Genomic DNA, 21,824 nt, shown 5'->3' on the forward strand with positions numbered 1-21,824 from the left:
ATACATTTTATCTAGATATTCATTACGATAAAACACTCGAACTGACGAGTTCTGAATTTTATTTTATAGTTTTACCAAACTAACACACTGTTTATGAGTTCCTCTTTTGAAAAGTATCAAAAAAAACGATTGATTTCTTCGTATTTCTCTGTTGTATTAAGTACTACGTTGGTACTTTTTCTGCTTGGAATATTAGGTTTGTTGGTATTGAATACGAAAAAAGTTGCGGATTATTATAAAGAAAAGATTGCACTCACAGTGTATTTGAAAGACAGCGCAAAAGATGTTGAGATTAAACAATTACAAAAAACTTTAGCGCTGGCAGAGTATACAAAATCGGCCGATTTTATCCCGAAGGAAACCGCCGCGGCAAATTTGACCGAAGATATTGGCGAAGATTTTGTAGCGTATTTAGGCGAAAATCCATTACTGAATTCGTTAGACGTGTATTTGAATGCAGCGTTTGTGGATAGTGTAAAGTTGGAAGCAATTGCTGCTGAAATTTCAGAAAAGAATTTTGTAGAAGAAGTTTCGTTTGATAAACCATTGGTTTCTAAATTGAATGCTAATATTAAAACGATTGGACTCGGAATTTTAATTGCCTGTATTTTCTTTGCTATTGTAGCTGCCTTGTTGATTAATAGTTCGATTCGATTGTCGGTCTATGCAAAACGTTTTACTATTAAAACTATGCAAATGGTTGGCGCTACTAAAGGATTTATTCGCAAGCCTTTTATTTGGAATAGTGTAAAAATGGGCGTTATTGCTGCAATTTTAGCCTTAGCTGGAATGGCTGGCGCCTTGTATTATGCCAATAAATCATTACCAGAATTACAACTTACAAGTGATAAAATGTTGATCGGAATTGTATTTGCTGCAATTTTAGTGATTGGAATTTTTATTACGTTGATTAGTAGTTTCTTAGCTACGCAACGTTTCTTGAATTTGAGAACAGATCAATTGTACTACTAAAATAGTAATCACGAATTAGCTTTATGAAAAAATCAATCCTTCCTATTTTATTAATTGTTGCCAGTGTTATTTTGATTGTTGTGAATTTTATTGCTTCCGACGAAATGGATAGAGCATTTTGGATGCGAACAGTTTCAAGTGTGCTTTTAATCTTCGCGATGATTTTAACGATTCGAAGTCAACAGAAAAAATAGATTTTGATTCCTTTCAAATGCATTTGGCTTCCAAATAGCATTCAAACTATTATTTTAATATCTTGGTACGCTAAACATAAGCGCATTGCTTTTCTATTATTATATGTATGGGATTTTTTGATTTTTTTAAACGCAAAGACACATCAACACTAAAAACAACACAAAATTCTTCTGCTTCTGAAGTTTACAAAGTAGCTTCAAAATACAACGAATACACCAAGCTGTTTGTCAACATGATGGTAAATGGTAATTATGCGCCAATTGCTGCGTATGAGAAACTGAATGGTGAAATTATTGGTTATTTGTATGTAACAAAAGATGAAAGTTATATGCTTTCTGTAGAAGACGTGATTGCTGCAATGAAAGAAGAATTTGCTTCGCGATTGGATACGAATACCATCAATTCATACGCAATTTATTATCACTCCTTGTTTAATAATGACAACAATCATACTGCTGCAAATGAAGAACAGGAACCCAAAGCAGTTTCTATCATTCTAAAAGATAAAAACGCTTTTAGCACTACAATTGCTGTTCCGTATACGTTTGAAGGCGAAGGATTTTCTATTGGTCCAATGACTGATGTTACGAATGAAGAGTATAGACAAGTTTTGCAAACCGATTTACAAGAAGGAAAAGATTATTTCCAAGAACGTATTGAGCGCGAACCCAAAATGATTGAAAACGAAGCCGGAATTACCATAAAAACCGTAAACAACGGAAAAGTGGGCGATTTTTGGGGCGGAATGTTAGGTTTTGAATTTTTCAGAAGCACAGCTCCTGACATGCTTATGCAATATATTGCGTTGGCGCAAACAAAAGATAATCCAATCAAAGTTGTTGATAATGTAAAACTGTATGAGTTAGCTTTTGATAAACTTTCGTTACGAGTTATTAGCACACATGAAAACGTAGTTTCTGCATTTCCAACGGTGCAAACAAATTATAGTATTGATGTAGAACATACACAAATTGATGAATGGGAGCACTCAAACAATTTGGAAGCAATTGTGTACGGAAAAGGACGTGATACGTTTGCGATTCGCTATTACGCTACTGATTATTCAGTAAACAGAGCTAAATATACAAGCCAAAAGCAGCATCGTGTGCAATTGTCGGCTATTTTATATGTACTTGATATTCCTGAAGAGAAAAAAGGAGAAAAAGGCGATTTGAAGTTTAGTGACGATTTTTGCATGTACATGCCAAGTCAGGAACATGCAGCGTTTGGTTGTTTTGATTTTGAAGGCATTTTGGAAGATCTAGAAGAAGCTACTTATTTTGACATGAAAGAACATAGTGGTTATATCCTGAAAATTAGATTAGTTAATCATGAAGAAATTGAAGACTTTTTCACGTTGGATATGTTTATCAATCAAAAAAACATGCGCTTCTCCGATTTAATCGTTGGTATGAAATTAACAGGAATGTTTCAATTATTGGGTGAAATTGCGGAATGAGAAAATAGCATCATACAAAATGAATTTTGAATACGAACATAAACTCGTTAACATTGAAAACAACGTGCAAGATACATCTACGGAAGCATGGGGGAAAATCTGTGAATATGTTGAAATTGCCGCTAAAGAAGAACACACAGAATTTAATCCCGCTGCACATTTAGGAATTGAACTTTACTCTAAATTATTCACGTTGCCATCAACTATTGCAAAGCTTAAAAAAGTAAAAAAGCTTTTTCTATATGGAAGTAATTTAAAACGAATTCCACCTGAAATTGGTGAAATGACTTCGCTTGAAGAATTTGTTCCATATACTTCATATAATTTACATTGGTTTCCTTATGAAATTACAAATTGTGAGAATCTAACAAAAAGCACCGTAAGTACGAGAGCGCTTTATGGTAATTTTAAACACAGAAAACCTTTTCCTGATTTAAGAGAAAATACTGTGACATACGATTCGGAAATTATCAATTGTAGTGTTTGTAAAACTCCAATCAAACAACAAGAAACGAATCAATGGTGGATTTCTTTAGATGCTGCCACAGATATATTACCATTATTGGTAAATATATGTTCACTAGACTGTAAAAAAGCGTTGCCAACTCCGCCTAAAGCATTTTTAAAGTATCCACACAAAGGCGGAAAAAACTTAGGGCAACCATCATATCAAGATTGGGAAGACACATATATGAAGAAAATTTCAATGAAAGATATTCAGCAAAACAGTTCACAAAACAATAAACTATCTATTTGGAAAGCTATTCGAAAATTCTGGAGAAAATAGAAAACACTCTACTTCACGAGCAAAATAGTATCAAACAATCCTCAAAACATTAACAGCCTTTAACCTTTCCTTATAAAATAATTAGGAGATTATAGAGTTATATTTACAACAACAAATTCAAACCACAATTTATGATGAAAATATTTACGTGATAAAGAAGACATTTTAATTTATAAAAATTATAGATCATGAGAAGATTCACATTTATATTTTTAGGCATCGCACTTGTTGTATTTTTAGCATACTCATTCAAGCCAGTAACCACGGTAAATTCGGATGATTGTGTGCTCATTTCAGGCAAAATAGTTTCTATAGAAGAAGGAACTTCAAATGATATCCAAATTCGACTCGAGAACGACAGTCATTATTATTACATCAATCGTGGCTTAGAGAAAGGTGTAAATTTAGAGCAATTAAGTTCAAAAGTTTTAAATAAAACCGTTACTTTGTACTGCCCAAACCGATGGACAATTGTCAGTCCTGACGGAATTGTTCCGCATATTTCAAAAATGGAAAAAGGTACAACCGTTGTATACAGCGAGTTCTAAAATGTACTTTTTTGCTAGTGTGTATGTTTCGGTTGGCAATTGTAAATTTTGAGCGTACATGAAAAATAAGAAGTCAGAAAGCAGCAAAACTGCTCCAAAAAATACTCCGCAACCGCAACGAGAATTTGTTTTCGGAAAGAAAAACTATCTATTTATGTTTATAGGATTGGCTGTCATTGCGTTAGGATTTATCCTGATGGCTGGCGGCGCAAGCGACGATCCAAATGTATTTGACGAAGCAGTTTTCAGTACCCGAAGAATACACATTGCACCTATGGTTGTCATTGCAGGATTTGCCATTGAAATATATGCAATATTGTTGAATCCAGATTCATAATTCATGGATGTAATCAATGCAATTATCCTTGGAATCATTCAAGGATTAACCGAGTTTCTACCCGTTTCTTCAAGTGGACATATCGAATTGGGAAAAGTCATTTTAAATGCTAAACCCGAAGAAAACATCCTATTTACAGTCGTTGTACATTTTGCAACAGCACTGAGTACGATTGTTATTTTCAGAAAAGATATTTTAGAATTATTCAAAGGAATTTTTCAATTCAAGTGGAATGAAGAATCAAAATTTGCAGCAAAAGTGATCATTTCTATGATTCCTGCGGCAGTAATTGGAATTTTATACGAAGACGAACTCGAAGCATTATTTGAAGGAAACATATTATTAGTCGGTTGCATGTTGATTATAACAGCAATCCTACTCTACTTTGCAGACAAAGCCAAAAACACCACTAAAAATGTAAGTTACGTCAACGCCATTATTATTGGAGTTGCGCAAGCTGTTGCGATGTTGCCAGGAATTTCACGTTCGGGCGCTACGATTTCTACATCTGTATTGCTTGGAAATGACAAAACAAAAGCAGCACGTTTTTCGTTTTTAATGGTGGTTCCGTTGATCTTTGGAAAAATTGCGAAAGATATTTTTGGCGGTAAACTTACGTTTGAAAGTTCTGATATCATTCCGCTTTCTGCTGGATTTTTAGCAGCATTTATCGCTGGATTGTTTGCGTGTACATGGATGATAAATCTCGTGAAGAAAAGTAAACTTACCTATTTCGCTATCTACTGTTTAGTTATCGGATTGATCGCGATTGGATATGTAGTATTTCAAAAATATTTTTAATGAAAACGGTCGAAGAATTCCAAGCTGGAGAAACATTGTTGATTGATAAACCACTGACATGGTCTTCGTTTCAAGCAGTTAATAAAATAAAATTAGCGCTCAAATCACGTTTTAAACTCCGTAAATTAAAAGTCGGACATGCTGGAACATTAGATCCACTAGCAACTGGATTGTTAATCATTTGCATTGGAAAAGACACGAAAAAAATCACCGGATATCAAGGTCAGCCTAAAGAATATACCGGAACATTTATGCTTGGTGGCACAACGCCTTCGTATGATTTGGAAACTGAAGTTACTGAAGAATTCCCAACAGCACATATTACAGAAAAACTCATTTATGAAACAAGTTTAGATTTTTTTGGTGAAATTGATCAATTTCCGCCTGTTTTTTCTGCACTAAAAGTAGATGGACAACGCATGTATAAATTGGCAAGAGCTGGCGAAGTGATTGAAGTTGAATCGAGAAAAGTTTTTATTCACGAATTCGAAATTACCCGAATTGCACTTCCTGAAATTGATTTTAGAGTCGTTTGTAGCAAAGGAACCTACATTCGTTCATTAGCTCATGATTTTGGAAAAGCATTGAACTCTGGCGCACATCTTTCTGCATTGCGTCGTACTAAAATTGGTGATTTTGATGTTAAAAATGCCATTACACCTGATTTCTTTGGAGAAAGTTTAAGGGAGGTTTAAGTTTTGTCATTCCTGCGAAGGCAGGGATTTATTAAGGAATTCTTCAATTAAATTATTTTACTTTTTGCCACAAATTCACGAATTTTATTAGCTTGTTTAACGGCACGAGTTATAAAACTCGCGCTAGCAGTTGGTTTTACTTTATGTGATGCTGAATCAAGTTCAACTTGACGCGATGTATAAAACAAAAAAAGGACTAAAACATCTTTCAATATTTCAATCCTTCACTTCGACAAACTCAGTGAACTAAAATCTGATTACACAAGTTTTAGTAAATCACTGACGGTATTCTGTCCTTTATCTTTATTATACCAAACTTGCAAATCTTGCTTAAATTCTGGTGTTAACGTTCCGTGCTCGGCTTTGTAATCGTTCACCAGTTGTGTTGCTTTCGTTGGTCTTGGCCCCCAATTTCCGATGACATCTCCTGAAGCATTATCAATGGCAATTAACTTCGGAATTGATTTTCCACCATTCGTTAAAAATTCGTTCATCAGAGCTTCATTTTCATCTCGCAATACGACTTTTAGCGTAATATTGTCGTTCAATTCTGCCACTTTATTGATTACTGGCATCGTTTGCGCAGCATCGCCACACCAACTTTCTGTCAATATTAACCATGTAACATCGCCATTATACGATTTAATTTCTGCAATTGCTTCTTCGGTTAATTTTGTGGTTTTATCCAAACGTTTCATCCGTCTGTCATTCAACATCGAATAATTAGACAACGCTTCTGTTTGTTCTTCGCCAGTTGATTTTCCTGCTGCTACTAAATCTTGAACTAAGGTTCTGTACGTTTGATATGAAGTTGCTTTCGCTAAACTTTCAGTAATAATATTTTTTATTGTGGTATCTGTTGTGATCATTTTTAATAATTTTTAATAATTTTTACAAAAATTCAGTCGTAGTTTTATGAAAAACTTACGTTTATGATTTTCAAAGACCTATTTTGTCGTTCTTATTTTGCTTCGTAAATTTACGAAACGATTCATAAACGTTGCATGATGTTTGTCATGAAATAATTTAAACTAAAAGAAATGGAATTTTCAGAAAAAAGAAGGTGTACTTGGTGCGGAAACGATCCGTTGTATATGGCGTATCACGATGAAGAATGGGGCGTTCCTGTATATGATGATGAAACCTTGTTTGAGTTTTTAATTTTAGAGACGTTTCAAGCCGGTTTGAGTTGGATTACGATTCTGCGAAAGCGTGAAAATTTCCGAAAAGCATTTGACAATTTTGATTATAAAAAGATTGCAAACTACGGAGAAGATAAATACGATCGTTTATTGCAAGATACTGGCATCATTCGAAATAAACTCAAAATAAAATCTGCCATTAGCAACGCAAAAGCATTTATGGAATTGCAAGAGGAATTTGGAAGTTTTTCCAACTATATGTGGCAATTTGTAGATAGAAAACCAATTCAGAACGTGTTTAAAAAAAGCAAAGAAGTTCCTGCAACTACTGAACTGTCTGATACGCTGAGTAAAGATTTAAAGAAAAGAGGCTTTAAATTTGTGGGTTCTACCGTGATATATGCACACATGCAAGCCACAGGAATGGTGAACGATCATACGACAGATTGCTTTCGATATGAAGAGATAAAAAACTTATAATGAAACACGTTTGTTTAATATTGTTTTTATGCGGTTCGTTGGTATGTACAGCGCAAAATTCTCATGCATACAAGAAAGAAGAACGCATTGAAAAGAAAGCATTTCCTAAGAATGCACTTGATTTATTAGACAAAACCTTGCCAAAGAAAATCAAAGAAGTAACGTATTACAAACTACAAGATAGCCTAAAAGTCAGCTACGAAGTCAAACTAAAATATAACGATCAAAAATATAGTATTGCGTTTGGTAAAAAAGGTGTTTTGAAAGATGCGGAAGTGATTATCCAGCAGAAATATATTACACCTAGAACACTAGAAAAGATAAAGAAATATCTATACAATACATATGCTTCATTTCGCATCAAAGAGATACAACGTCAATATCGAAATACAAAAGATAACACTGCTGAAGACGCTATAAAAGATGTATTTTCAAATGATAAAAAACCTTCCTATTATTATGAAATTATCGCAGAAGTAAAAATTGAAAAGAAGCGTTACTTTATCGAAATTACATTTACAAAAGAGGGTGATTTTGAAGTGGAAAGAATTCTTAATTAAAGTTCGTTTTGGACATCATTTATGAATTAAGCAATGAATTGAATGCTTTCTACAAATATGAAAGAAACACTTCTCGCGGCACTTCATACGCGCCTAAACTCGCCAAATGATCGGTATGCATTTGACAATCGATGAGTTGACAACCATTTGCTTTTAATTTTTCTACTAAGTGAATAAAACCAAATTTACTCGCGTTGCTTTCCAGACTAAACATGCTTTCGCCACAAAAAACGTGTCCTAAATCAATTCCGTAAATTCCGCCCACCAATTTTTCATCGCGCCAGACCTCAACAGAAATTGCATGACCCATTTTGTGAAGTTCTAGATATGCTTCTTCCATTTCTGACGTAATCCATGTATCATCTTGCCCAGGACGCTGGATGAGTGCACATGCTCGTATGACATGTTCAAAAGCAGTATTGTACGTAACTTTAAAAGTCTCACGGCGCAGCAATTGCTTCATGCTTTTTGACACTTTTAAATCTTCTGGAAATAAAACCATTCGCGGATCGGGCGACCACCAAATAATTGGTTCATCAGCGCTATACCAAGGGAAAATTCCGTTTTTGTACGCTAGTAATAATCGTTCTGGTTGTAAGTCGCCACCAAAAGCTAAGATTCCTTCCGGAGAAGTTTCTTCTACTGGAGGAAACACTATTTCATCTGTTAAAAGGTGCATTTATTTACTATTATCTTATCCATTCTTAGAGAAAAAGCAAACTTAATACTTTGATTTTTAGTATTTTTTCGCCAAATTTGTGTTTAATCTTACTATATCTAAACGTTTATTTTCATCATTGCTTTTTGAATTAGTGTAGTAAAATTAAAGCCTAAAACCACAATATTAAGTCCCGTTTTTCGGGACTTTTTTTATAGCAATAACAAGCCTAAAATATATACTGCCGAACCAACCAACATTAATATAATAGTGTATGGTAATATTTCTTTTGCTTTTAATTTTGTAATGCCTAAAAGTGGTAATGCCCAAAATGGTTGTAACATATTGGTGATTTGATCTCCATACGCCAACGCCATGACAGCTTTTTGCAACGGAACACCTAATTCTAATGCTGATTTTATGACAATAGGACCTTGTACTGCCCATTGTCCGCCGCCACTTGGTACAAATATATTGACCAATCCTGCACTTAAAAAGGTAAAGATTGGCAAGGTTGTTTCGGTAGCAACCGACACAAAACTATCTGAAATCATTCCGACCATTCCAGAACTTTTCATGATGCCCATAATTCCAAAATACAACGGAAATTGAATTAAAATTCCTGAAGTTCCTTTGATAGCTTCTTCCACAGCATTTAAGAAACTTTTAAAATTTCCATGCAATACGATTGCCAAACCTAACATAAAAAAGTTAAGCATATTGGGTGATATTTTCAGTTGCGAAAGCGAACTCAAATTTCCAGAATATTGAATGAAAAATGTACCCAATATCAAAACACCAAATACAATAGCAAACCAAGGAGAATAATCGAGTTTTTCTGCGCCTTCAAGGTCTTCTTTTGCTGTTGTATCAAATTGATATTTTGGTAAGTTTAACTGTGTTGGTTTTGCTTTTTTTGAAAGGATGCTTAATACAAAAGGAATTAGCACTAATAAGATTCCGAAGAGTAGTAAATTCCACCAACTAAATATCGTACTACTTGACGTGATGACTTCTGGTAGTTTTCCAAACATATCTACATCTAAAACACCATTCATCATTTCGATTAAATGTCCTTCTTCGGCTACTTTTGAAGGCGCTGAACCACTAATTCCGCCATGCCAAACCATTAAACCTACATACCCAGCTGCACCAACTAACGGATAGTTAATTGGAATTTGGTTTGCTTGTGCATGTTCGCCAACTTTCCGCGCTAAAATGGCTCCGAATATTAAACCCAATCCCCAATTGAAAAACGCAACTAACATCGTTGTCACGCTGACTAAAATTACAGCGTTCGTTGTGTTTGTAACTGATTTTGTAATGGTTAAAATGATTGAATTTATAGGTTTACTCAACACCAATACATGTCCTAAAACTAGAATCAGCATCATTTGGTAAGCAAATACTAACAGACTCGAATTCCAAATTCCATCTTCCCAATAGGATAACACTTTCGTGAAATAATGCACGCTATTTTGTGTCGCTGGTTTGGTAAAAATCGTAGCCATTGCAATGGTGATCAATGTTAACAATACAGCAATTGTAAACGGAGAAGGCAAATAACGCTTGAATAGCGTTTCGATGGCTTTGGTAATTCGCATGGATTGATTTTTGTGTGAATTTACAAAATTATGATATACTATTTAGATCGCTTCGCTTTTAGACTCGTTCCCGCGTAGGCGGGAATCTGTTAGACTTCTTTGATTTGTCATTACGAGGAAGCATGATGAAGTAATCTTTTTGTAATCATACTCAACATAGTTTTTGAAACGAACAGATTACCACAAGTGATTTTCGTTAGAAATTAAATAATTGAAAACTAAAAAACCTCATAACAAGTTGCTATGAGGTTTTGAGTATTTTAAATGCGCTAAACTAAGCTCGATGTAACAAGCTCAGTATAAAACATTTTCTGTCTTAATTTCTCTTAGAAAGGTAAATCGTCGTGATCTTCTTCTTTGAAATCGCTTGCTGGCTCAAAAGCATCTGCTGGTGGCACTGGCGGCATTCCTGCGGCATTTTCTTGTTGCGCAGCTTCAATTCTCCAACCTTGAATAGAGTTGAAATATTTTGTTTCTCCTTGCGGGTTTACCCATTCTCTACCACGTAAGTTGATGCTGATTTTTACAGCCTGTCCAACTTGAAAGTTGTTTAACAAATCTGTTTTATCTTGTACAAATTCCACCATAATATGTTGTGGATATTGTTCTTCTGTTGTTACCACAACTTCACGTTTTCTAAACCCATTGTTTCCAAATGTCTGAGTTTCTCCGACCATTTTTATTTTTCCTTGTACTTCCATCGTTATTTATTTTACTAATAATATTTTCCAAGCAGTCATAACTTCTCCTTTTGCAAGGAATTCTTGTGCTACTTTATGATTTGTTTCTTTGTTTTCTGAGATTGAAATTTCAGTTGTATTTTTAAATTCTTGAATGTCTTCTGATGAAGGCAATTGCTCCACATTTCCTAGAATTCCAAGATCATTTCCTGTTAATATATTACTTGTACGAATGTCTTCTGGAATTTGATCAACGCCAATTCCTAAAGTAGCAATTGGTTTTGGAATTTCAAAAAATCCGTCACGTGCTCTGCTGTAAAAACTTCCGCCTGCTCTGGCAACCAAATCAATTTTATAATGATCAATTGTTCCGCGATCATTTAAAATAGCTTCATTAATGTGTAATTTAACAACTTCACATATAATTAAGTTTCCTGCGCCACCTTCATTTCCTAAAGATACAATTTCGTTTACTTTACATTCAAATTGCACTGGCGATTCTGCTACGCGAAATGGTTTTACTTTGTCAGAAGGCAACATTGTTAACCCTGCTTTTTCAAACTCGTTTACACCTTCTGCATATTCTGTACTACTGAGCGACATTTGCTGTACAATGGCATGATTTACCACGTTAATTACAACTTCTTTCGTAGCAATTGCATTTTCAAGCGTATGCTTTGTCGTATTATCACGAACTCTTCGCGCTGGCGAAAATATCATGATTGGTGGATTGGCACTAAATACATTAAAAAAGCTATACGGTGACAGATTCGGATTTCCTTCAGCATCCACCGTACTTGCAAACGCAATCGGTCTTGGCGCTACTGCGCCTAGCAAATATCCGTGCAATTTAGAAGTAGGAATGTCTTTAGGATCTATCGATACCATTTTTACTGTTTTTTAGTGGCACAAAATTAGTGTAAAAAAGCGGAGCAAGCAAGTATATTTATTAACGTCATTATTACGTCAAAACTTACATTTAAAGTTGTTTAAACGAGTTGATTAAAGTATGCTATATGTCAAGCTAAACCATGTGCTGAACTTAATTCAGTATTGATTCAACTTCTCATCATCATAAGTATGTTTTTGCAGAACTTTATTACCAATTCTTTTTACATCTTTTCGTTTACACAATAAAAACACAAGTTTTCGTTTATCTTAGTGTTTTCAAAGTGTTTTTATGATTATAAAAAATAAACCAGTACTGATTCGTCGAATACTTATTGTAGCTTCTTTTGCTATTGTTTCTGGTATTTTATGGAATACCTATATTTTCTTTCAAGAGTTTAAACAAGAAGAACGTGCCAAAATGGAGGTTTATGCTGAAGCCGTTGTTGAAGTGAATCAAAATTCTTTGAAAGATGATTTAAGCAATTTATCTCTAAAGATTTTAAGTAGTAATACTTCTAACCCTAGAATATTTGTCACTATTGATAAGGTCATGGAAGCTCAAAACATGAACGAAGAAAAAATAAAAGACTCTCTTTATTTACAAAAAAAAGTGCTTCAATTTTCAAAAGAAAATATCCCAATAAATATCTCTTATTTTGATGAAAGCTTAAATAAACAAGTTAAAGTCGGAACTCTTTACTATGGGAACTCTACAGTCTTAAACAAACTCAAGTATTATCCGCTTGCTTTGTTGTTGATTATTGTGTTGTTTGGCGCTGTTGCCTATTTCTTTTTTAGTGCTTCAAAAGCGTCCGAACAGAATAAGTTATGGGCAGGAATGGCAAAAGAAACCGCGCATCAAATTGGCACGCCGTTATCTTCTTTAGTAGGTTGGGCGGAGATTTTAAAGACTGAAAATGTTGATCCGCAATATGTCATCGAGATTGAAAAAGATATTGATCGCTTGCAAACGATTACCGAACGTTTTTCCAAAATTGGTTCTATTCCAACTTTAGAACGCTTGGATATTGTACAGGAAACGAAAGATTCTTACGACTATTTGTTAACGCGCTCTTCAAAGTTAGTCAACTTTACGTTTGAAGCACCTGAAACACCTATTTACGCCGAAATTAATATGCAATTGTACAGTTGGACGATTGAAAATATGGTGAAAAACGCCATTGACGCGATGAAAGGAAAAGGCGCACTGAAACTGGAAATTATTCCTTCGGATACGTTTGTGAAGATTTTAATTACGGATAACGGAAAAGGAATTCCGAAAAGGAATTTTAAAAAGGTTTTTCAACCTGGATTTACAAGCAAAAAACGTGGTTGGGGATTGGGCTTATCACTTGCAAAACGTATTGTAGAGAATTATCACAACGGGAAAATTAAAGTATTAAAATCTGAACTTGGTAAAGGAACGACGATGCAGATTTCGTTGAAAACGGTGGTTTAGTTTGGACGCGCTTCGCTTTTGCGACTCGTTCCCACGTAGGCGGGAATCTTTTGGTATCGCTTTGCTCTTAGACTGCTTCGCTCTTGGATTGTTGGATACGCTTCGCTTTTAGCTTTTACATTTTAGAATCAATGCTTCAAAGTATTCTCGACTGCGCTCGAATTGACATTTGACGAACTTATAAACTCTCAACTCATAAACTACAAACTACAATTCTGCTTGAATTTTAGCCACTACTTCTTCAAATGCTTCTGGTGTTAATTGTGCTTTGTTTCTAAAGTTCATGCTTTCCATATTTTGTAATGGAATTAAATGCACATGCGCATGTGGAACTTCCAAACCAATAACTGTCATTCCAACACGCTGACACGGAATGGCTTTTTCAATAGCGATGGCAACTTTTCGCGAAAAACGCATTAAACCTATATATGCTTCTTCTGACAAATCGAAAATTTTATCAACTTCTTCTTTAGGAATACACAATGTGTGTCCCACAGCATTTGGATTGATATCTAAAAACGCATAGTAGTGCTCGTCTTCTGTAATTTTGTACGATGGGATTTCTCCGTTGACTATTTTGGTAAAAATAGAAGCCATGGGCATTTGGTTTGTATTGTTTGTAAGATAAAAAAGTTCTTGCTTATAAATGTAAAAAAATCCTTTTTTAACAAGTAAGAAAGGATTTTTCTGTGCATATTTTATGTCGTTGCTAGCCTCGAGTAATTTCTAAGACTTTAAATTTCATCGTTCCATTTGGCACTTGCACTTCTGCAATTTCACCAACCGATTTCCCAAGCAATCCTTTTCCAATTGGAGAGGTTACTGAAATTTTTCCTGCAGCTAAGTCTGCTTCGCTTTCTGCCACCAATGTATACTTTACCTCCATTCCATTGGTTGTGTTTTTCATACGAACCGTAGAAAGCACCAATACTTTTGAGGTATCTAACTGACTTTCGTCAATGACACGAGCGGTAGATAATACTTCTTCCATTTTTGAGATTCTCATTTCTAATAAGCCTTGTGCTTCTTTGGCTGCATCGTACTCTGCATTTTCACTTAAATCTCCTTTATCTCTAGCTTCTGCAATGGCTTGAGAAGCTTTGAATCGTTCTACATTTTTTAACTGATCTAATTCGTCTCTTAACTTTTTTAGTCCTTCTGCTGTATAATAAGATACTTTACTCATAATTTCTTCGTTTTCTATCTATTGATATGTGTCTTCATTGCCTAATATAAATAGATATTATACTATATAACGCAAGAAATCCCATCGGATACGGGATTTGTTATACAAATATAGCAAAATATTTAAAGTGGCTACCGATGATACTTTTTAAAAAAATGATTTTGCGTACATTGCAAAACTTAATGTAACAATTATTTATGAAACGATTTCTGATTTTATGTTGTGCCGTTGTGTGCTTATTTTCATGTAACTCTGATGATGGCGGAAATAATAACAACCCATATATACCAAATGCATTGGTTCAATTTCAAATTGATTTAGATTTTCCATTGTATGATAATTTACGATTTGCAGGCGGTTCTATTTTTATTCCAAACGGCGGTGGCGTACGTGGTTTTTTCGTGTTTAACTTATCGGGAGATCAGTTTTTAGCATGGGAAGCTAGTTGTCCTAATCATATTCCAAGTAATTGTTCTACAATGACAATTGTAGGTGTCTTGGCAACATGTGCTTGTGAAGATTATGAATATAGTTTGGCAAATGGTCAATTATTGAATCCTGTTGAAGGCAGCGATACTTTTCCTATGGTTAATTATCGTATTTCTAAATCAGGTGATGTGTTGACAATTTCGAATAATTGATCAGCTTTTAGCGATTAGCTCTTGGCTTCTAGTAATTTATTAGACTTATATATACTGCTAAACTTATAAACTTTTTAAACAATAAACTAAAAAAGCGACTTTTTCAAGTCGCTTTTTTGTTGTGAGATTCTAGTATTGAGTATTGAGATATTTTCTATTGACAATTTCTAAACTCATAAACTGTTAAACTTATACACTAGAAACTATTCAGATTAGAATTTCAAAGTCATTCCTACTAAGAAGTTTCTGGTTGCTTGCGGATAGAATCCTGCACCTTCAATTGTTGTTGTTGTTCCTGGAGTTGACCAAGTATCATCGAATGTAAAGAAGTATCCGTTAGACACATATTCAACACCAAAAATATTATTGATCAATCCTGAAAAGGTAATCGATTCAAAGATAGATTTCATTTTGATTGTATAATTCAAATTCAAGTCATTGATAAAATAACTATCTAATTTTGAAACATCTGAATCAATATTCCCCATGTATTGTTCGCCTACATATTTAGAAAGTAATGATACTTGAAAATTATTTGATGGCATGTATGAAATAATGTTTCCTGCTACGAAATCTGGCGAAAACGAAATGTTTGTGTTTCCTAAGTTAACCAAACTACCGTCTTGTGACGTTACAAAGTCTTTGTTTTTATTTGTACTAATTGCCACATTTGGGCGTAATGTTAATTGCTCACTTAATTTGAAAGAAGCATCAATTTCCAATCCTAAACGGTAACTTTTTCCACTATTGGTTCTCAATGGCGATCCTGTATCGTCCAACGCGCCTGTTAAGACTAATTGATCGTTGTATAACATGTAATATGCATTTGTGTTTACCGTGAAGTTTTCACCTTTCCAGCGCCATCCTAATTCAAAATCGTCCAGTTGTTCTGGTTTTACAGCATTGTTATTTTCAAAATCGCTTCGATTTGGCTCTCTGTTTGCTCTCGCATACGAAAAGTATAAGCTGTTATTAGTGTTTACTTTGTAGTTGATTCCTGCTTTTGGATTGAAAAAAGTATACGTTTCATCAATATTAAAAGGAACTACATCCGAACTTAATCCAGAAGTTTTATAGCTTACATTACGCAATTGTAAATCACCAAATAAACTTATTTTATCGTTGACACGAATAGTCGCTTTCGTGAAGAAACTTAGATCATTTTTCTTTCCGTTTCCGTCATAATAACGATCTCTAATTTCGCTATCACTTGCAAAACGTGCCCAAATTACTTCTCCAAAATGATCACCATCATACACACCTAAGAACGCTCCAAAATCCATATCTAGATTGTTCTTTTTGTAGTTTGCATTTAAGTTGATTACATAAAAATCATTGTCTAACCAACGTCTTCTAATCAAATCAGTTTCGTTGATTGTCGTTCCGTTTACTACGATTTCTTCAAAACCATATTCGTCAAATGATTCGTCTTCTTTGTATTGCTCAAAAAAGCCGCGACCTTGCGTATAGTTTAAACCTAAGTTTGTTGTCCAGTTTTCTGAAAGTTTCTGATTCCAGTGAAATTGGTAATGATCTTGACGGTAATTGTCAACTTCATTGTCATGAAAACGCACATTTCCATTTTCGTCTGTAAATTGTCCTGACGGATTGAAGGTACGATTGGTTTCTAAGGTTTCTCTGTCGATTCCGTTCCAAGCTTGATACGTAATTTCGTGTCCGCCAAAAGCCAATGCTTTGATTAAGGTATTGTCATCAACATACGAAGCTTGCAAAAAGTACGCGCTTAAGTCAGAGCTTGCACGATCAATATAACCGTCTGATTTTATTTTTGATAAACGACCAGCCAATTCAAAATGCTCATCTAGTTTTCCTGTGCTAAATTTTACCGTGTGTTTTCTGGTATTAAAACTTCCGAATGAGTTTGAAATTTCTCCGTTTGCTTTTTCCGAAACAGCATCTGTGAGTAAACTTAAACTGGCTCCAAAAGCTCCTGAACCATTGGTAGACGTTCCAACACCACGTTGCAACTGAATACTTTCAGTAGACGAAGCCAAATCGGGCATGTTTACCCAAAACGTTCCTTGGCTTTCCGCATCGTTGTACGGAATTCCGTTGATGGTAACATTTACACGTGTTGCATCACTACCACGCACTCTAATTCCTGTGTATCCAACTCCTGAACCAGCATCCGTAGTTGTCACAACCGAAGGCATGAAGTTCATTAAAACAGGAATGTCTTGTCCAAGATTTCTTTTGGTGATTTCCTTTTTGTCTAAATTGGAATACGTAATTGGTGAATCGGCATTTACGCGAACTGCCGAAATTAATACGGCGTCTAATGCTTCTGGCGATTTAGATACATCAAAGTTCAAAACAGTGTCTTTGGTAATTGTGACTGTTTTTTCAATTGGTTTTGAAAGTGTACGCACTACAATCGTATATGTTCCTTTGGAAATCCTTAGAGCATACTTTCCTTCAATATCAGAAACGGTTCCGTTACTTGTTTCCTTTACGAAAACAGTTACGCCAGGCAATGGTTCTCCTGATTCGTCTGAAATGGTTCCTGAGAGTGTAAAATTCTGCGCCTGCATACTGACTGACAGTACGAAAAGGCATAAAAAAGCGAATAAATTCTTCATATTCGTAATACGGTTTGTTACGAATAAAAGGGGTAATTATTCTTGATTAAAAAATTAGATAAATGATTTTGACAGACTATGACTGTCGGCATATCAAATCCTTTTTAAAAAGATTTGATCCGTCCCTTGGCAGCATTACCTGCCCAGGTTCATTGGGTATAATCTCAGCGTTTTGAATGTAATAACAAATAGTTATGATTCAAATTGCACCCCTTTGAGATGCTGCAAAAGTAATTCAGTTTTTTGAATTTTATCACTTTTTTTGAATAATTATTATATCGTAACTGATTCGTTTATACTGCATATAATTTTATTGTAATTACGCACACAACGTGAGAAAATATTTTTTTTAACATTTTAATATCTTGAAAATCAGTATTTTTAATAGATAACCAAAAAACTTTTTACTCATGAAAAAACAAAATTTTCAAAAAAAACTAGTATTTAGAACAACTACAATTTCGAATGTAACTAACCTCAACAGAATCCGTGGAGGCGTTGGTGGTGTTGCTGTTCGATTTACAGACAATCCATGTATTATTTCGGATGTTGAAACTTGTAAAACAGTTACCCAAGAACCAATTAAGCTTACTGAAGCTCTTTATTGTACACATACTATTGGAAATGGTCAAGATGGAAATGGAAATCCGTGTACGTATTAAGCTGTTTTTCTAGCAAAATCATCGCTTTGAGTAATGATCTTGAAATTGCCTTGAAAAGGCTTTAACTAGCTTATTATCAGGGCAATTTTACTTTTTTACAAGGCTATAATATGTAGCAAATTCTTCCTTTAATTATCGAATTACGGTTTGTAAGTCTTTTGTAAACGACTGAAATGTAGTTCATTTACACTTTAACAATTAAAATCATTTATTATGAAAAAGCAAAATTTAGACAGTAAATTGTCACTTAAGACTTCAAAGGTTTCAAAATTAGGAAACGCATCAGAAATTATTGGTGGTGCAACAACTTTTTGCCCATCTGCTAATTTATGTGAAATTACGGCATATCACCGTTGTGGACATACAATCGGAAATGGACAAAACCCAGATGGAACTCCGTGTACGTATTAATTTGTTAAAGTGAAATAGTACTTCGGCAAACTTAGTAGAATTATCGGGAACAATTTCTTATGACTAGAATTGTTCTCGATATTTTTTTGTTTTTAATTAAAGGATTGAGAATTATTATGTCATAGCATCTCTATAGCTTCGCTAGGTATTTTCAATTAAAATATATTTTGATTTCAATAATGCTCGATGTGACAAAAGAAAATTAAAAGTAGGTCTCGATACAAATTTGCTTCACAAATTCACTCGACCTGACGATACTAAAATCTAGTATTACTTTACTTGATGCGTAGGTTTTAGTAAATCATTGATGGTTTTTACAGGATTGAAAGTTACCAATGGAACTTCTATAAAAATAGTATTCCAAAATGCCATCGCTCCATTCCATAAGCCCGGTAATTCTAAAGCTTTTATTTTTTTGCCACTTTTTGATTTGGACGTAATGAAGTACGATTTTCGGTCTACAAATTGTGAAAGATCGTATTTGTTTCCTTGATAATCTTTTACGCCGCAAACTATATCTACAGGATTAAAGTGTGTTGCTAGTTTTTGAATGCTTTGATGATATTCGTTACGTCTGTCAATCTGCGCCGATTCTACGATTTGTAACGAAACCGAACCGTTTTCGTGTTTTACCCAAAATGGACCGCCGCCAGGTTCACCTTCATTTTTTACCATTCCGCATACGCGAATTGGTCTGTTTAGTTTTTCAATGAGGTATTCTATTTGATATTTTTGCGAATATTTTTCAAATTCTTCACTGATTTGTATGTTGAGTTCTTGATATAGAAAGCTTAAAATTGTGGTTAATTCGTCATTAGAAACACCTTGATGCAACATTTCCATAAACTTGAACGCCTTTTGTTGCAACTCAATAAGTTTTCCTGCAAGAATTTTTTTGTAACGTGAAATTTCTTCTGCGTATGTGTTTACAACAACATTGTCTATGTTTTTGATGAAGATTAAATCTGCATCAATTGCATTTAGATTTTTTATCAAAGCGCCGTGTCCGCCAGGTCTAAATTCTAGATCTCCATCTGTTCCTATGATTGGTCTATTTTTTAAATCGACTGCAATAGTATCTGTTTGTTCCGATTGATAGGAATATGAGATTTCAAATGTACATCCAGTTTTTTGCTCAATGTGCGGTAAGATTTCTGCTTCAGTGGCTTTAAATTTATCGTAATGTTGTTTGGAAATGGTAAAGTGCAATTTTGCTTTTCCTGTCTGACATGCATAGCTTGCAGCTTCAAATAAATGCTCTTGAAAAGGTGTTGCTAAGTGGCTTTTGTATTTGTGAAAAGGCAATAATCCTTTCGGATAGTTTCCATAGTTTAATCCTTCTTCAGCAAGTAGTGCATGTACAAAATCACGATTGAATTCATCTGGCTTTTTAATTCGGTCAAGCTCTGTTTTGTCCATCTTTTTTAATACATCATCGTAAAAAGGGAATTTTTCCAATCCGATAAAGAATAGTCGAATTTCAGGTTCTTTTTCTTTGTTGATGTATGAGTTGATCGATTCTTTTTTAGGATTGTAGGTTTCTAAAAATTTGTATAGAAATTTAAACATTCGTGTCGCTGCACCTGAAGCTGGCGTAAATTTTACAACTTCTAATTTGCGATGTTCTTCTCTATATATTTGTTCGTAGGTTTCTTCCGTTTCGGAAGTGAGTTTTAAGATTCCGTGAGCAACACTTGCATGTGCAGTGATATCTGTAAATGGAATTTTTTTCTCAAACTTCGCAAGTTGCTCTTTCACTTGAGGCAATGTAATTCCTTTTAATTCTATTTGTGCTATCTGTTTTTCTGAAAAGTTCAATGTATTGCTCGTAGTTTATCTATCTCCGTAATTGCTTTTTGAAGTCGTACTTCTGCACTTCCTTTGAGCAATATATGAGGTTGGTTATAGGTTTTTAAGGTCTGCTGAAATTCTTGAAATGCTTCTGCTCGTTTGTGAGGGATATCACGAATTCCGTCTGCTTTCCAAGGTGTATCAATATAAGTTAAAAAATAGAGATTTGCTGTATTTTTTGTTGCATATTTTTGAAGTGTTTCACTTTTGAATTCAGGATAATATAAACGTGCATACGTGATGGTTTCCAGAATGTCTGTATCACAAATTAATAGCTCGCTTCCCGAAGCTTTACATTCCAAACGCAATTGTCCTTTTGCAATAGGCAGTACATCTTCTGAAGTTAGTTTTTCTCCTTTTTGCTGTTTTGCTTCCGCATAGATTCGCGCAAATTCGGGTACAATCGTAGTCTTGTAATGTGCTGCTAATTGGGTTGCCAATGTCGTTTTCCCTGTAGATTCAGGTCCAAATACAACTATTTTCAAGCAGTTTCCACTTCGTTTTTTAAGGTTTTCTTCCATGCGATGTATCCAAAGATGGCTAAAATTAAGAAAATTGTGAATTGTATTGCGGTAAATCCGAGTCCTTTTACAAAATACAATGGAACTGAGATGATGTTTCCAAAAATCCAAAATAGCCAGTTTTCTATTTTTTTCTTTGCCATTAACCACATTCCTGAAAAGAAAATTCCCGTAGTAATCGTATCTAAATAAGGTGTAATTCTCTTGATTTCAGCAATGGAACCAAAGTTTGAAAATACAAAATCGATGGTTTCATTAACATCTAAGTGAATATCTATAATGTCGTATTGCACATATACTACATACGTAAAAGCTGCCGTAAATAAGAAGATTGCAATGGCTTTTAGCTTGTCTAAAAAGTTGGTTGTTGATATTTTTAGTTTTGTATCATTATTTACGCGTGTCCACAAATACCAACCATATATACTCATGATAGAATAATACATATTGATAATCATGTCGCCATACAATATAAATTTGTAACAGAGATATATGTATATAATGGTACTGATGATTCCTGTTGGAAATACCCAAATTTTTTCTTTTTTGGCAAACCAAACACTTGCAATTCCGAATGCTGCTGCGGAAAATTCTAAGATAATATCTAACCAGATCGCATCTTTATACGGTTCTAGGAAAAAATCAAAAAGTTGGCTCATAGTTACTTCGCTTGTTTGTTGATTT

At 34.4% G+C, this 21,824-nt stretch carries 25 protein-coding genes; 14 read left to right on the plus strand and 11 right to left on the minus strand.

Annotated features, from left to right (window positions below; translation table 11 throughout):
• Positions 1 to 93 precede the first annotated feature (93 nt).
• From H2O64_RS12740 to truB, 8 genes are all read left to right on the plus strand, one after another.
• Positions 94 to 972 (plus strand): cell division protein FtsX, encoded by an 879-nt coding sequence (locus H2O64_RS12740; RefSeq protein ID WP_187562586.1) that lies wholly within the window; start codon positions 94 to 96, stop codon positions 970 to 972.
• Positions 973 to 995: 23 nt separating this feature from the next.
• A complete protein-coding gene (locus H2O64_RS12745; protein ID WP_187562587.1) occupies positions 996 to 1,166 on the plus strand; it encodes a hypothetical protein in 171 nt (56 codons plus the stop codon).
• Positions 1,167 to 1,273: 107 nt separating this feature from the next.
• A complete protein-coding gene (locus H2O64_RS12750; RefSeq protein ID WP_187562588.1) occupies positions 1,274 to 2,626 on the plus strand; it encodes a hypothetical protein in 1,353 nt (450 codons plus the stop codon).
• A gap of 19 nt (positions 2,627 to 2,645) precedes the next feature.
• Positions 2,646 to 3,413 (plus strand): hypothetical protein, encoded by a 768-nt coding sequence (locus H2O64_RS12755; RefSeq protein WP_215907162.1) that lies wholly within the window; start codon positions 2,646 to 2,648, stop codon positions 3,411 to 3,413.
• 188 nt (positions 3,414 to 3,601) lie between these two features.
• Entirely contained in the window at positions 3,602 to 3,961 is a 360-nt protein-coding gene (locus H2O64_RS12760; protein ID WP_187562589.1) for a hypothetical protein, read from the plus strand.
• A gap of 58 nt (positions 3,962 to 4,019) precedes the next feature.
• Positions 4,020 to 4,298, plus strand: coding sequence for a DUF3098 domain-containing protein (locus tag H2O64_RS12765; protein WP_187562590.1), 279 nt, complete (start codon positions 4,020 to 4,022; stop codon positions 4,296 to 4,298).
• Between the two features lie 3 nt (positions 4,299 to 4,301).
• Positions 4,302 to 5,099 (plus strand): undecaprenyl-diphosphate phosphatase, encoded by a 798-nt coding sequence (locus H2O64_RS12770; protein ID WP_187562591.1) that lies wholly within the window; start codon positions 4,302 to 4,304, stop codon positions 5,097 to 5,099.
• A complete protein-coding gene (gene truB / locus H2O64_RS12775; protein WP_187562592.1) occupies positions 5,099 to 5,794 on the plus strand; it encodes a tRNA pseudouridine(55) synthase TruB in 696 nt (231 codons plus the stop codon). Before H2O64_RS12770 ends, truB begins: the two co-directional genes overlap by 1 nt.
• 257 nt (positions 5,795 to 6,051) lie before the next feature.
• Here the strand turns inward: truB and H2O64_RS12780 are convergent, their stop codons facing one another.
• Positions 6,052 to 6,663: a thioredoxin family protein gene (locus H2O64_RS12780; RefSeq protein WP_187562593.1), complete on the minus strand. Its 612-nt coding sequence runs from the start codon at positions 6,661 to 6,663 to the stop codon at positions 6,052 to 6,054.
• Between the two features lie 171 nt (positions 6,664 to 6,834).
• Here H2O64_RS12780 and H2O64_RS12785 point away from each other — a divergent pair, with 171 nt between their 5' ends.
• Complete coding sequence (locus H2O64_RS12785; protein WP_187562594.1) at positions 6,835 to 7,416, plus strand: DNA-3-methyladenine glycosylase I; 582 nt, start codon at positions 6,835 to 6,837, stop codon at positions 7,414 to 7,416.
• A complete protein-coding gene (locus H2O64_RS12790) occupies positions 7,416 to 7,976 on the plus strand; it encodes a hypothetical protein (RefSeq protein WP_187562595.1) in 561 nt (186 codons plus the stop codon). Before H2O64_RS12785 ends, H2O64_RS12790 begins: the two co-directional genes overlap by 1 nt.
• A gap of 49 nt (positions 7,977 to 8,025) precedes the next feature.
• On the opposite strand, the gene aat is transcribed toward H2O64_RS12790, so the two are convergent.
• The 4 genes from aat to H2O64_RS12810 form a co-directional block, all read right to left on the minus strand.
• A complete protein-coding gene (gene aat / locus H2O64_RS12795; RefSeq protein WP_187562596.1) occupies positions 8,026 to 8,655 on the minus strand; it encodes a leucyl/phenylalanyl-tRNA--protein transferase in 630 nt (209 codons plus the stop codon).
• 191 nt (positions 8,656 to 8,846) lie between these two features.
• Complete coding sequence (locus H2O64_RS12800) at positions 8,847 to 10,238, minus strand: short-chain fatty acid transporter (RefSeq protein ID WP_187562597.1); 1,392 nt, start codon at positions 10,236 to 10,238, stop codon at positions 8,847 to 8,849.
• Positions 10,239 to 10,564: 326 nt separating this feature from the next.
• Positions 10,565 to 10,939, minus strand: coding sequence for a DUF3127 domain-containing protein (locus H2O64_RS12805; protein WP_187562598.1), 375 nt, complete (start codon positions 10,937 to 10,939; stop codon positions 10,565 to 10,567).
• 6 nt (positions 10,940 to 10,945) lie between these two features.
• Complete coding sequence (locus H2O64_RS12810; protein ID WP_187562599.1) at positions 10,946 to 11,806, minus strand: flavin reductase family protein; 861 nt, start codon at positions 11,804 to 11,806, stop codon at positions 10,946 to 10,948.
• 292 nt (positions 11,807 to 12,098) lie between these two features.
• Between H2O64_RS12810 and H2O64_RS12815 the strand changes: the two genes are divergently transcribed.
• Positions 12,099 to 13,268, plus strand: a complete 1,170-nt coding sequence (locus H2O64_RS12815) for a sensor histidine kinase (RefSeq protein WP_187562600.1) — start codon at positions 12,099 to 12,101, stop codon at positions 13,266 to 13,268.
• Positions 13,269 to 13,475: 207 nt separating this feature from the next.
• Here the strand turns inward: H2O64_RS12815 and H2O64_RS12820 are convergent, their stop codons facing one another.
• Together H2O64_RS12820 and greA are read right to left on the minus strand one after the other, a co-directional pair.
• Positions 13,476 to 13,865: an HIT family protein gene (locus H2O64_RS12820; protein ID WP_187562601.1), complete on the minus strand. Its 390-nt coding sequence runs from the start codon at positions 13,863 to 13,865 to the stop codon at positions 13,476 to 13,478.
• Between the two features lie 112 nt (positions 13,866 to 13,977).
• Positions 13,978 to 14,454, minus strand: a complete 477-nt coding sequence (greA, locus tag H2O64_RS12825) for a transcription elongation factor GreA (protein WP_187562602.1) — start codon at positions 14,452 to 14,454, stop codon at positions 13,978 to 13,980.
• 197 nt (positions 14,455 to 14,651) lie between these two features.
• Between greA and H2O64_RS12830 the strand changes: the two genes are divergently transcribed.
• On the plus strand, positions 14,652 to 15,095 hold the full coding sequence (locus H2O64_RS12830) for a Rieske (2Fe-2S) protein (RefSeq protein ID WP_187562603.1): 444 nt from the start codon (positions 14,652 to 14,654) through the stop codon (positions 15,093 to 15,095).
• 212 nt (positions 15,096 to 15,307) lie between these two features.
• Here H2O64_RS12830 and H2O64_RS12835 read toward each other — a convergent pair whose 3' ends face one another.
• Positions 15,308 to 17,695, minus strand: a complete 2,388-nt coding sequence (locus H2O64_RS12835) for a TonB-dependent receptor (RefSeq protein WP_187562604.1) — start codon at positions 17,693 to 17,695, stop codon at positions 15,308 to 15,310.
• A gap of 410 nt (positions 17,696 to 18,105) precedes the next feature.
• Here H2O64_RS12835 and H2O64_RS12840 point away from each other — a divergent pair, with 410 nt between their 5' ends.
• Positions 18,106 to 18,357 (plus strand): hypothetical protein, encoded by a 252-nt coding sequence (locus H2O64_RS12840; protein WP_187562605.1) that lies wholly within the window; start codon positions 18,106 to 18,108, stop codon positions 18,355 to 18,357.
• Between the two features lie 213 nt (positions 18,358 to 18,570).
• Positions 18,571 to 18,768: a hypothetical protein gene (locus H2O64_RS12845; RefSeq protein WP_187562606.1), complete on the plus strand. Its 198-nt coding sequence runs from the start codon at positions 18,571 to 18,573 to the stop codon at positions 18,766 to 18,768.
• A 270-nt stretch (positions 18,769 to 19,038) separates the two neighbouring features.
• Here H2O64_RS12845 and H2O64_RS12850 read toward each other — a convergent pair whose 3' ends face one another.
• The 3 genes from H2O64_RS12850 to pnuC are packed head-to-tail and all read right to left on the minus strand — an operon-like array spanning position 19,039 to position 21,799.
• A complete protein-coding gene (locus tag H2O64_RS12850) occupies positions 19,039 to 20,586 on the minus strand; it encodes a DUF4301 family protein (RefSeq protein ID WP_187562607.1) in 1,548 nt (515 codons plus the stop codon).
• The gene (locus H2O64_RS12855) at positions 20,583 to 21,104 is read right to left on the minus strand and encodes an ATP-binding protein (RefSeq protein WP_317173828.1); all 522 of its coding nucleotides are present in this window, start codon (positions 21,102 to 21,104) and stop codon (positions 20,583 to 20,585) included. The genes H2O64_RS12850 and H2O64_RS12855 overlap by 4 nt, the downstream gene beginning before the upstream one ends.
• Positions 21,101 to 21,799 (minus strand): nicotinamide riboside transporter PnuC, encoded by a 699-nt coding sequence (pnuC, locus tag H2O64_RS12860; RefSeq protein WP_187562609.1) that lies wholly within the window; start codon positions 21,797 to 21,799, stop codon positions 21,101 to 21,103. The genes H2O64_RS12855 and pnuC overlap by 4 nt, the downstream gene beginning before the upstream one ends.
• Between the last annotated feature and the right edge of the window lie 25 nt (positions 21,800 to 21,824).

The organism is Kordia aestuariivivens (genome assembly GCF_014397005.1).
GTDB lineage: Bacteria > Bacteroidota > Bacteroidia > Flavobacteriales > Flavobacteriaceae > Kordia > Kordia aestuariivivens.